Here is a 12,004-nt window from a genome sequence, read left to right on the forward strand (position 1 = left end):
GTCCCCGCCGGCGGAGTCCACCCACGCGGAGCCTCAGTGCCCCGTTGCCGGCCCTACGGCCGTGCATTCGTAACCGAACACTTGCACCCCAGGACATGTTGCACTAAACTAGTAAGACTTAAAACAACAAGGAGGTCGTCATTCATGCCAAACGAAACTGGGTTCGCCCCCATCACCCGTGCCAGCGAGCAGCAACGCGTTGACCGCACCCGCGCCCGCATTGCCGCGCGCCTCACGGAAGTGGACGGCGAGATCGACCGTGCCCACGCCGAAACCACGCGCATTGAACGTTCTTACGGCGAAAGCACCAAGGTCAACATCACTGAAGTCGACGACCGGATGGAAACCAACGCCGCCGTCCAGCAGCAAAAGCAGCTGGTTGCCCGCGCCGTTGAGAACGAAGAAATCCTCGGCCGCGAACGCAAGGTGCTCGAACGGCTGGAACCCGCACCGTATTTTGGTCGGATCGACATTGACGACGGCGAGCGCGAAACGCTCTACATCGGCACCGGTAGCCTTCAGGACGCAGACGGGCAGTTCCTGGTTTACGACTGGCGCGCGCCGATTGCTTCTATTTATTACAACGGGGTGCTCGGCAATGTCAGTTACGACGCTCCCGCTGGCAAGCAGACCGTCGACCTTGTACGCAAGCGCCAGTTCCGCATCGAGGACGGGCAGATTGTGCACATGTTTGACGTCTCCGAAACCATCGGCGACGAGATGTTGCAGTCGGTGCTCGGCGACCAAAGCGACGAGTACATGCGCAGCATCGTTTCCACCATCCAGCGCGAGCAAAATACCATCATCCGCGACACCAGCAGCCAGCTCCTGATTGTCCAAGGAGCGGCCGGCTCCGGCAAAACCTCAGCCATCCTGCAACGGATTGCCTACCTGCTCTACCACAGCCAGCACTCACTGGAATCTGAGCAGCTACTGCTGTTCTCGCCCAACCGCCTCTACGCCACCTACATTAGTCAGGTGCTGCCCAGCCTGGGCGAAAAGAACATGTTGCAGTCTACGCTCAGCGAATTCCTGACCAAACGCTTCACCGGCCTGCAGGTGCAGAGCCTGTTCGACCGCTACGAAGACGACCACAGCAACCTGCCCGAGGCGACCGGCCACATGCGCGCGTATAAGGAGAGCACCGCGTTCATGGATCAGGTCAAGCAGTACGCCAAGCGCCAGCAGCAACTCCACTTCATTGACATCGAGCTGGACGGGCGCGTGTTCTTCAGTAAGGAGACCATGGCCGCCATCTATGCCAAGCAGCCCGCGGCGGCAACCAGCGCCGACAAGTTCGCGGCCGTACGCAAAACGCTGATGCGCCGCCTCAACCAGCGTATCAAGATGGAAGCGAGCGCCGACTGGGTCGACGAAATTCTCGCTGGCCTCTCCGAGCAGCAGGTGCGCTCTTACATTGGCAACACCACCTTCGAAGAGAGCAGCGACGAACTGACGACTGTCGCCCGCGCGGTGGTCGCGCGCAAGTTCGCGCCGGTTTACACCGCGCTCTACGACGACTACTTCGTGGACCCCTACGCCGAATACCGGCAGTTCCTCGACGAGTGTCAGCAGAATTGCGCCACCCCGGCCGCCTGGGCCGAGATGGCACGCGCCTTCTCCGCCGACGTCGAAGCGCACAAGTTGCGTCTGGAGGATGCCGCACCCATCATGATGATTCGCGACATGCTCACCGGCGGCGGCCAGAACCACGCCGTGCGTGCAGTCTTTGTCGACGAAATGCAAGACTACTCGCCGGCCATGCTGCAGTACCTGCACCACGCCTTCCCGAACGCCACGCTGACGCTGCTCGGCGACCGCGCCCAGGACGTCTTCACCAGCGCCTACCAAGACGGCGACTACGTAGAAGCCATCAAGGCTGCCTTCCCGGACATGTCCAGCCGCCTGATTGAGCTGAACCGCGCCTACCGCAGCAGCCAGCCCATCACCGATTTCGCCAGCAGCTTACTGCCGGACGGGGGTAAAATTCAGGCCTTCGCGCGCGGCGGGGCAAAGCCGCAACTGCTCGTCTGCACGCCATCGAAGCTGCAACCCACGCTCATCAAGACGTTGACCGCACAAGCCGCGCAGCACCACAGCGTTGCCGTCATCACCCGCACCGCCAAGGACGCCGCCGGACTGTACGCCCAGCTGAGCGCGACCGCACCGCAGCTGCACGCGCGCCTGCTGTCTGCAGACGATATTGAGCTTGGCTCCGGTCTGATGATTCTGCCGGTTTACCTAGCTAAAGGGCTCGAGTTCGACGCGGTTACCGTCTACCAGGCAAATGCCGCCAACTACGGCGGTCAGGGTGCCGGCGACATTTTGTACACCGCCGCGACCCGCGCGCTGCACGAACTAACACTGATTGCCAGTCCAGAAGCGGCGCCGCAACTGCAGGCCGCCGCGGCGCAGGGCCTTCTGGATACCCACACCAGCGCGCAGCCCAAGGCGGAGGTATAATTAATGGTAGAAACCATTATGGCCGTCATCGGCATCATCCTTGGCTTGGCCTTAATCACAGTCATTGTCATCGCGATTCTGGTCGTGATTCTGAACATTCGCCGCAAGTAAGTCCGGAAAGGAGCCCGCATGCGCCCGCACATTATCAAGAACCTGACCATTTTCATCATCGGACTGGTGCTCTACCAGGTCGTCGAAGCACTCGCGCTCGTGCCTGGCGAAAGTCACTGGCGCGGCGCCGCCATCAGCGGCCCCATCATCACCCTTGTCGGTTTCGCCCTCACCATCTGGTGGCTGGTGCGTCGCTTCCGCAAAATGCGCGTGAGCATGACGCCGCCGGATGACCAGCGTCAGCCCTTCACCGTGGACAAGCTGCGTAACATGGTGCCCGGCCTGCTGATCATGGTCGGCGTTCAGGTGCTCTCCGCTTACGTGGTGTCCACGGGCAAAATGCCACCGGCCGCCAACGAGGACGCCATCAACCAAGCATTGGGCACCAGCCAGGTCGTCATGCTGATGATTGTCGTCGTGTTCGGCCCCATCGTTGAAGAGTTGTTGTTCCGCGGCCTGCTGATGAACCTGGCATTCGCGCAGCGCAACCGCGCGACGCAGGCTTTCAACCTAGTGCTCAGCAGTGTATCCTTCGCGCTGGTGCACGTGCCGACCAACCTGTTTGATTTTGCCACCTACGCACTGCTTGGCCTCGGGCTCGGACTTACCTACGCGCGCACTCGCGACCTCAGAAGCGGCATGGCACTGCACATCCTGAATAACTTCGTCGCTTGCTTCATTTGAATCAGCACCACCATTAACCGCAGTCACTTGGCTGCGGTTTTTGCTTACGCCGGTGCCACCTTGATTGTACATGCTCGTACGCGTCGACTATAGCCTCGACGTGCAGCGTTCCTGTCAGGCCAGCCTTGCACCCACAATCAGTGTTGCAACGCTTCTTTTCGCGTGCTGATTCGGTCAATAATGACCACGGAAAACAACACAAATTGATGGCTCAGTTTTGCTGCGGTTTCAGGCCAACAGTACGCCACGGTGTTATAATGAAGGCACAAAAAAGAGACGCGCTAGCACACGTCTCTTCCTGCATTAGCTTTAAGAACGATGACCGATTTTTTCACAAGCTAAAAGCCGCGTCGAACCTGCCAAAGTTGTCAGCGGCTTTTTAGTTTGCTCTGTATTTTCCGAATTAACTCCTGGAGTGTGCTGTGCAGCTTCTCAGCCGCAACAATCAGCTTCGTTGCGTCTTCAAGTAAGCATGTCACCACACTCGCTATCAGCGCTGCTAAGCCAATCCAACACACTAGCGACATTACTGCCGCCCAGAACATCCCAATTAACCTCCTTTCTCCAGAATTCGCTGCTCGGTTTACACCATCGCACCATCTTCTTTCGAATAGAGGCCACCGCTCGTATCGCTTCTGCACGCATTAGTATACGCGCTGACAATAGCAGCTCAAAACCCGCAAGTCACAATACCACTAACCGTGCGGATTTAGCGTCAGTAATCATCCTAATAATGCAGTACGGCCACTTAAATTTGCATTATCTGCAACTATTAGACAACCAAACTATCCATGAACGGTGCCATGAACATTGTAGGCTAAAGTGTGCTGCCGTCCTACCGCAGTTTAACTGAACGGATAATTTCGCATTCACAGTAGGTGTTATAATGAAGGTACAAAAAAGGAGCGCGCTGACACACGCCCCTTTGCAGCCGCTCTAAGAACGGTGGCCAAGCTTACTGCAAACTAAAAGCCGCATTCACCTCGCCAAAGGATCAGCGGCTTTTTAGTTTGCTCTGCATTTTCCGGACTAACTTCCGGAGTGTGCTGTGCAGCTTCTCCGCCGCATCAATCAGCTTCGTCACGTCTTCAAGTAAGCATGTCACCACACTTACTATCAGCGCCGCGAAGCCAATCCAGCACACTAGCGACATACTGCCGCCCAGAACATCTAATTAACCTCCTTTCTCCAGAATTCGCTACTTGGTTTGCACCATCGCATCATCTTCTTTCGAATAGAGGCCACCGCTCGTATCGCTTCTGCACGCATTAGTATACGTGACGGCTACTCGTACCAGTCAACACGAAATTTAGTGAACCCCACTGCACGAGGATTCGTTGCGATTACGCTATCACCGCCGCACAGACACAAGGAAGCTCACCGCAAAATACGCGGATTTGCGACCACAAAATTGTCCGAACTCGCAATCCGCAGGGTGCCACATCTCTCAAAAATCGCCGCACAACAAATTAAGTAAAGCGCTTGCATTGAATCCAGTAAGCTTGCTATAATAAATCTTGTAAGGGAAAGCTAATACTTAAAGACTTCCCTTCCACTCCTCGAATATCCTGATTATGACTGCTGCGGACGCGTGGCAGTCGCCGATAAGTCCCCAGAACCGTAGGCGCTCTCTTCCCCGGCGTCTGCGGTTTACTGCGGGACATCAGGATAGACAGTGGACTAAGCACGCGGTGCCGGCAACCACAGCAACACCCCAGCCCCGCATGCGAGCGACTTACGCTAGAAACGAGAGGTAGTGTGATGGGTAAATACTTACGACGAATTGCCTTGCTGCTGGTCGCAGCAGCTTGGATCGCCATCTATCTGATTACTTAAAAACGCGTTGTCCATTTGGACAGCGCGCTTTTTGTTGATGTCATGACCCAATTACAGAAACTCGATTCCGTCGCAACCGCGGCAAAACGGCACAAAAAAAGCCACCACTCTGCCGGTGATGACCAACTTCTGCCGCTTACTGGATTCGAACCAGCGACCTCATCCTTACCATGGATGCGCTCTACCTACTGAGCTAAAGCGGCATGTTCACGTTGTTTGCTGAAAAACAACTGCCTAGATAATATACAATGAATCCGCGTTTCTGACAAGGCCTTTTAGGAAATTTGTGACAGAAAAAATGTAGGCTGCACTGGGCGACGTTCAGACCCGGGTATATAAGGCACTCTGAGCGGAAATCTCGGGCTTAAGATTTCTGCTCAGAGTGCCTTATATACTTAGGGTCTGTCGCCCAGTGCGCGACTGCGTAGTAGCCTCCAACAGTATGCGCTCCGGATAGAAATCCCGGGTTTAGGATTTCTGACTGGAGCTCCTTACATACTTAGGGTCAGCCTTTTGGTGCGCGACTCCGCTGTAGCCTCCAACAGCAGTCACTCTGAGCGGAAATCTCGGGCTTAAGATTTCTGCTCAGAGTGCCTTATATACTTAGGGTCTGTCGCCCAGTGCGCGACTGCGTAGTAGCCTCCAACAGTATGCGCTCTGGATAGAAATCCCGGGTTTAGGATTTCTGACTGGAGCTCCTTACATACTTAGGGTCAGCCTTTTGGTGCGCGACTCCGCTGTAGCCTCCAACAGCAGTCACTCTGAGCGGAAATCTCGGGCTTAAGATTTCTGCTCAGAGTGCCTTATATACTTAGGGTCTGTCGCCCAGTGCGCGACTGCGTAGTAGCCTCCAACAGTATGCGCTCTGGATAGAAATCCCGGGTTTAGGATTTCTGACTGGAGCTCCTTACATACTTAGGGTCAGCCTTTTGGTGCGCGACTCCGCTGTAGCCTCCAACAGCAGTCACTATGAGCGGAAATCCCGGGCTTAAGATTTCTGCTCAGACTGCCTTACATACTTAGGGTCAGCCTCTCACTGCGTGACTGCGCAGCGCCCTCCAACAGCGAGCACTGTCCCACCAAAAAAGGACCCGCGCCCCGCGCGAATCCTCAACCTGTCTAACCATCGTCTTCCCCCCGTTCAGACTACCGACTAACTACGCAACTTCAGCTCCTGCTCCGCAGCCGCCAGCTTGTTGCTCAGCCGCGTCACCATCGCCTTGTCGCCCAGGAACTCGGCGGCATCAATCAACTGCCGCATCAGCTGCCGTCCCGCTTCCGCATCACCGTGCGGATCGCGCATGGCTAGCTGTGCCTCCAGCCCGCGCATCCGCAGCAGGTGTGAGGTGTCGCCGCCAATATCATCCAGTTCCTGCAGCGTGACCAGCGTCCGTCGCGCCAAGCGGTAGTCGCCCCACTCAATGGCGCGCGCCAATACCGTCAGCAACGCGTCCACCTGCAACAACTGCCGCCGCTGGTTCAAGCGTGTGCGCCGGTTGTCGACACCGACAAGTTTCGACCACAGCTGCCGCGTGTCATCTAGTTCCAGCGTCCCGTTCAGCGCCCGCCGGAAGAGCACGAACTCATAGTTGGTCCACTGTCGCACCGCCAGCAGGTGGCGCATGACGACCGCGCGCTCCCTGTGCCTTTGCCGCTCGTCGTCCGTCGCCCCGGCGAACATGACCGCGCGAAACAGGTACTTGTCCTCGCCGCACCGAGCGTAGGTGATTCGGGCGTTGAGCGCGGCTTTGGCCATCAGCTTTGCCGCGTTCGGCTGCACCATCAGCACGCCCATGTAATTGAGGAAGCCGTCGAAACCGTCGAGCGGCAACCACACGTTGCTCTGCACGTACTCGTACAGCGTCGCCGGCAGAAAGCCCAGCAAGGTGTCCGCGTTACGAATCTCCAGTCCGGCGTCGTTGTGTTCAAAGCGCGACACCGTCTGAATGCTAATGCCCGCGCCCGCCATATCCTTCTGTTTAATGCCAAAAGTCATCCGCAGGTGCCGGAATGTGCCGCCGTAGCTTGGTTTGCTCTTTGCTTCATCCATGTGCACGCACCCCCAGTTCTCGCCAAACGCGGTCAAAATACCGCACTTGGCGGTTATAGTCTGCTTGGTTGCCTAACAACTGCAGCGTCCCGAGCAAGCGATCACGTAGCCCGTTAGCCGCTGCCTCATCACCGCGGCGTAGCGCTAGCTCGGCTTCCAGCACCCGCAACGTTATGAGCGCCGCCGTATCCGATGCCATCGGCCGCAAGCGCATCTGCCGCAAGAGTTGCTCAGCGCGCTGAATATTCCCGAGATAAATCTCCACTTCAACCAGTGACGACATCGCGCCGAACGTGCTGCCGGCCTGCAAGTACGGCAACTCAGCGGTGAGGTTCACCTCACTCAATCGCTGCTCCGCAACCCTTCGGAGCGAACTGGCCAAGGTGAACGCACCATAGTGCACCACCAAGTTGGTGTACACGCCGTAATGCTTGCTGGCGGTGACTGTCCGCGCAATCAGCCCGGCCTCGCCGCGATTCAGCAAGTTGCGCCGTTCATCCGGCGCCACCACGGCCAGCCGGTTCACTAGTTCTACCACCGGCCGCAAACGTTCCGGTGCAATCGTCGCGTCCAGATACACATCATCCAACCCGCGTCGCACCGCATCCAACTGGAAGGCCCACAAGTCGAGCCAGTTAATCACACTCAGTTCCGGCATCGACGCCAGCTCCACCACGCTGACGTGAATGTTCGTGAGCAGCGCAGCCAATCGCGCTAAGCTAATGGACGACTGGCCGCGTTCGAACTGAGAAAGAAACTGCACGGAGACGACTCCGCGCGCTGCGTACTTGAGCGTATAGCCCTTCTGCGTGCGTAATTCGCGAAAGGCTGCCCCAATCTCTTTGTCCGCCATTGTCTACACCTCCATCCTCTTTTAAGTATAGTGGACGAAGCGGGTGAATTTGACGCGAGATTCATAAACTAATGTTTCTGTTTTTACATTCGGTATACATTGTCACCTACACGTAAACAAAGTCAGTCCCTATGCGCACTAGAGCAGGACACTTCTGACCAGCAAAATCGGTCTATATAGCAAAAAGTGTTATTCCAATCTGCATTGGCTGCACCCAAAAGGCAATAAAAAATCGCGCCGCAAGCACGCCGCGATACTTAAATATGCAATTGCCAAGCAAAAGTCCGCTAAGCTTCCCCTTGCACCTCAGCGCCAAACTCAGCCAGGAAGTCCCGCATGTACGCCGTGCGCGCTTCACCAACGCCACGCGCCGCGGCCGTGTTCAGGGTGGCACTCAATCCGAGCAACTTCTCGTAGAAGTGGTTAATGGTGTCGCCGCCCTGCCGATAGTTGGCGCCATTCAAATCCGTCCGTGGCCCCTCACTGGAGTACAGTGGCCGCGACTTGTTGCCACCATACGCGAAGGCGCGCGCAATGCCAATCGCCCCAATCGCATCCAGCCGGTCGGCGTCCTGCACAATCTGTCCTTCCAGACTCAGTTTCACATCCGGGTGATCCAGACTGTAGTGGAAAGACATCCGATCGATAATGGTCAACGCGCGTTCCGCTCGCGCCGCATCAAATCCAGCCGCCGTCAACGCATCACCGGCAGCCACTCGACCGGCCGCAACATCCGTCACCAACTTATCATCGTAGCTGTCGTGCAACGTGCACGCCGCCAGCACGAGCAACTCGTCCACATCTTCAGCCACGTCGCGCATAATCCGCCGCGCGTTCGCAACTACCCGGTCAATGTGATCCATACCGTGGCCGCTACCATCACCGCCGAGGATTCCGGCCGCGAAGTCGTGCAACTGCGTGAGTGTTTCTTCATTCATCATTATCAGGTCTCCGTTCCCTTATCTACTATAGGAACGAGTATACCCCCTTTCGTTGAATAGGGCGCCCCGGCGCGCTATTCTTAAGTAAAGCGCATTAGGAGGTACACTATGAAGAAAGCCATCGTCCGCGGCATGCGCGCCGCCCGTGCATTCAGCCGTAACACCGAAACGACCCTCGACACGCCCTTGTCGGCTGCCCAAATCGACATTCTCTTCACCATCGCCAGCAACAGTGCGCCGCGCAAACCCAGCGAACTGGCCGTCTACATGCACCAAACGCGCCCCTTTATCACCAAGAACGCGAATGTACTGATTAGTGCTGGCTACGTGCAAAAGGTGCCCGACAAGGCTGACCGCCGTAGCTTTACCCTGGCCATGACACGTAGCGGTAGCGCGCTCTGCGATGGCCTGCTGGGTGAACAGTACCACGCGCAAATGAGCAAGTTGAGCGATGAACTGGGCAAAAAGAAGTTCAACAAGCTGATTAGACTCCTCGATCAGGCCAACACCATCCTGGATGATGCTGTAAAGTAGAACGTTGCATCATTATATTATTATCTTTTCAAGAGCGGTGTTGCCACTGGTAATAGGCTTGGCGGCTCACTCCTGCTGCACTACTCAGTTGCGTGAGTGGCAGGTGCTGCTGCGTGTGAAGTGTCTGCATCACCTGATAGCGTTGACTACTGGGGATCGCCTCTCGGTTCGTGCACGCCTGCGCGTAGTTCAGGTTCACCTGCAAGCGCGCTAGCGTCCGTTTCAACTCCCGATTTTCTTCCATTAATGCCAGTTCTGTCATCATAAGCTCCCTTCTGTCACCATCCGTTTGCTCGTGCGCCCTCATTATAGGCCGCGGGGTGTCAAGCGGGAAGGGAGTAGCTGCGACCATTTGCCGAATTGGCCGGATGGCGGTTCCGTTTCAGTCCGCGAATTCCGGATACTGAAAGTCCCAGTTGTTGCGACCAACGAACGAAGGCATGAGTATCCGTTCGCCAAAGCACTGCAGGTGGAACAACTTCTTGATTTTACCGGCACTATCGCGATAATGGCGGATCTCAGGTAGCGTGTAGACTGTTGGCAACTCAAACCCAATCCGCCCGTGTCCAGTAGTCACCACTGCGCTCGCCAAACCGTAACTCTGCAAATCCAGATTCAGTAAGTAGCTCAAATTGATACATATCTGCGGATTGCTGCGACTACGATTCAGCTGAATAAACATCGTGTCTTTATCGAGCACAAACATCGGGAAGTCATCATCCAAGTTATCCCCAACCTGCCGCATCACCTTTTGCAGCATTGCGTTATAAGACTGCCCGTTAATCAATGTGTGTTTCTTGAGCGTGTTCATGCCGTGATTAATGTGGGTCACACTCCCGTCAGCTAACAGTTGTGTACAAATCGAGCTGTTCTCCGCTGCCAGCACCACATCCCGATTGAAGTAGTCAATGCGTTCCAGCTGATTTGGCTCATATGGTTCATTATTGAAGCTTTGCAGCGTAAAGCGTCGTTTTACCCTGATCATTTTGGTTTCCCCCATTCTGACTGAACTTGGCCCGAATTCGTTTGTAGGCCGCTGTGACTGTTGACGTGGCAACTCCTAACTCCATGGCAATTAAGCGGTTAGACTCAAAGCCATGACACTTCAGTAATAAGACTTCCAACTCGCGCGGTGTTAACTGCACAGCAAGTTGCGCTAGCTGCGCACACACCTCCAGTTCTAGTTCCAAGCTATTCGGATGCGCTGGTTCCTTGCCCACCAACAGTAAGTTCTCCAGGCATTGCGCCTGTGCATCCCCATTGCGCTCTAACAACTTGCGGCGGAGCACATTATACAAGTAGTGAAAGACCAACTTGTTGAATTTCACTTGCTCTTGATTGGTGCTGACCCCATCGCGGTACCTTAAGTAATACTCGACGTATGCAAGACGACCGTCTTGTAAGTAGTCATCATAATCGGTGCGCAGCTTCCGGATGCCTAATTTCGACAGCACACCCCACACAACACGCTCATTCTGTTGCAGCAACGCAAATCCATCTTCAGCAGATTTCATGTTTGTTCCCCCCGAAACATAAATGACAGCGCTTACTACGACCCTCGTTCAGAATATAACACCATGTGTATTGTCTTGGCAAGTATCAATTAAATATATTTTCAAAGTTCAAATGAATTGAGCAATTGTCGACATTTGCTCAACAGGTTTCGTAAAAGCACGGATTAGTACACGAAACGTGTAGTATGCGTGCAAAGTTAAACGTATTGTTTACATGATTCGGTTTCTCCCAATAAACTTTTCACGGCTTACTTCGGAAAAGCAAAAGCACAGTTCAATAACTAAATATATGTAATTTGAAATAACAACGTCGTTTAGGCGATAGCCTTACCCGCTAAATTTAATTAATACTTCAATTCGATTCAACTTCTGCACACGTCATTTCTGCCCTCGTTTTACACCTAGCAATAGCTCCACGGCCGCTCATGGTAGTTGCCGCCTCCCTGTCCACAATTATTTTGATAATTGGCGAAAACTGGCCGAAATTGCTTTGTTTCTTACGTAAGCACGCGGCGCCGCAAGCTTACCAAAATCAAATTCACTTGGAGGAAACATCATGGCTATTACTTTTGAAAGTGCATCCGTTATCTACACCTTCGTGGATCCACTCGACCCTAAGCAGACGAAGCACAACCACATTCTGAACAACTTGGTCGAGAATCCCGATGAAGATAAGCTGGCTGCCATTGGCGAAGAGTTCAAGCTCCTGTTGCCGAACATGACGCTGACCAAGATCACCATCAGCACTGACGCCACGCTCGACGTCGCTGTTGCGAGTGCGCCAGCACCCGCTGAGGAAAGTGGCACCACGACCACCCCAGACAGCGGCGACAACACTGCTGCCTAGGGACGCTGCGACCGGACCGCTCACGTAACGGTCTGCCGTCTCCGTGCGTCCCCACACATCAATTAAGGAGGAACTCAATATGCGTTCAACCTGGATTATTCACCTCGGTATTTGGGACATGAAATCGCATCTGGCCGGTCTGAAAGCAACGTTTGGAGCGTTGCGAATACT

General features: G+C 55.0%; 10 protein-coding genes and 1 tRNA gene. 4 read left to right on the forward strand and 7 right to left on the reverse strand.

Translation table 11 applies throughout. The features are described 5' to 3' along the window. The first annotated feature begins 144 nt into the window (after positions 1-144). Positions 145-2,463 carry an RNA polymerase recycling motor HelD gene (gene helD / locus EKM97_RS09100; RefSeq protein WP_125572093.1) on the forward strand — a complete coding sequence of 773 codons (2,319 nt, stop codon included), beginning with the start codon at positions 145-147 and terminating at the stop codon, positions 2,461-2,463. A 129-nt stretch (positions 2,464-2,592) separates the two neighbouring features. Then, positions 2,593-3,258 carry a CPBP family intramembrane glutamic endopeptidase gene (locus tag EKM97_RS09105; protein ID WP_125572094.1) on the forward strand — a complete coding sequence of 222 codons (666 nt, stop codon included), beginning with the start codon at positions 2,593-2,595 and terminating at the stop codon, positions 3,256-3,258. Between the two features lie 1,966 nt (positions 3,259-5,224). On the opposite strand, the gene EKM97_RS09110 is transcribed toward EKM97_RS09105, so the two are convergent. The 4 genes from EKM97_RS09110 to EKM97_RS09125 form a co-directional block, all read right to left on the reverse strand. After that, positions 5,225-5,297: transfer RNA gene (locus EKM97_RS09110), tRNA-Thr, on the reverse strand. A 950-nt stretch (positions 5,298-6,247) separates the two neighbouring features. Continuing rightward, positions 6,248-7,144: a helix-turn-helix domain-containing protein gene (locus tag EKM97_RS09115; protein ID WP_125572095.1), complete on the reverse strand. Its 897-nt coding sequence runs from the start codon at positions 7,142-7,144 to the stop codon at positions 6,248-6,250. Next, a complete protein-coding gene (locus tag EKM97_RS09120; protein ID WP_125572096.1) occupies positions 7,137-7,997 on the reverse strand; it encodes a helix-turn-helix domain-containing protein in 861 nt (286 codons plus the stop codon). The genes EKM97_RS09115 and EKM97_RS09120 overlap by 8 nt, the downstream gene beginning before the upstream one ends. 287 nt (positions 7,998-8,284) lie before the next feature. Then, positions 8,285-8,938: an HD domain-containing protein gene (locus EKM97_RS09125; RefSeq protein ID WP_318530781.1), complete on the reverse strand. Its 654-nt coding sequence runs from the start codon at positions 8,936-8,938 to the stop codon at positions 8,285-8,287. A 108-nt stretch (positions 8,939-9,046) separates the two neighbouring features. On the opposite strand from EKM97_RS09125, the gene EKM97_RS09130 reads away from it, so the two are divergent. Then, complete coding sequence (locus EKM97_RS09130; RefSeq protein ID WP_125572097.1) at positions 9,047-9,472, forward strand: MarR family winged helix-turn-helix transcriptional regulator; 426 nt, start codon at positions 9,047-9,049, stop codon at positions 9,470-9,472. A 28-nt stretch (positions 9,473-9,500) separates the two neighbouring features. On the opposite strand, the gene EKM97_RS09135 is transcribed toward EKM97_RS09130, so the two are convergent. The 3 genes from EKM97_RS09135 to EKM97_RS09145 all read right to left on the reverse strand — a co-directional run bounded on the left by EKM97_RS09135 (position 9,501) and on the right by EKM97_RS09145 (position 10,986). Next, positions 9,501-9,737, reverse strand: coding sequence for a hypothetical protein (locus EKM97_RS09135; RefSeq protein ID WP_125572098.1), 237 nt, complete (start codon positions 9,735-9,737; stop codon positions 9,501-9,503). Between the two features lie 117 nt (positions 9,738-9,854). Then, complete coding sequence (locus tag EKM97_RS09140; protein ID WP_125572099.1) at positions 9,855-10,457, reverse strand: hypothetical protein; 603 nt, start codon at positions 10,455-10,457, stop codon at positions 9,855-9,857. After that, on the reverse strand, positions 10,414-10,986 hold the full coding sequence (locus EKM97_RS09145) for a LuxR C-terminal-related transcriptional regulator (RefSeq protein WP_125572100.1): 573 nt from the start codon (positions 10,984-10,986) through the stop codon (positions 10,414-10,416). The genes EKM97_RS09140 and EKM97_RS09145 overlap by 44 nt, the downstream gene beginning before the upstream one ends. Before the next feature lie 556 nt (positions 10,987-11,542). On the opposite strand from EKM97_RS09145, the gene EKM97_RS09150 reads away from it, so the two are divergent. Further along, on the forward strand, positions 11,543-11,833 hold the full coding sequence (locus tag EKM97_RS09150; protein ID WP_125572101.1) for a hypothetical protein: 291 nt from the start codon (positions 11,543-11,545) through the stop codon (positions 11,831-11,833). Positions 11,834-12,004: the final 171 nt, after the last annotated feature.

The organism is Lacticaseibacillus songhuajiangensis, from assembly GCF_003946025.1.
GTDB classification, from domain to species: domain Bacteria; phylum Bacillota; class Bacilli; order Lactobacillales; family Lactobacillaceae; genus Lacticaseibacillus; species Lacticaseibacillus songhuajiangensis.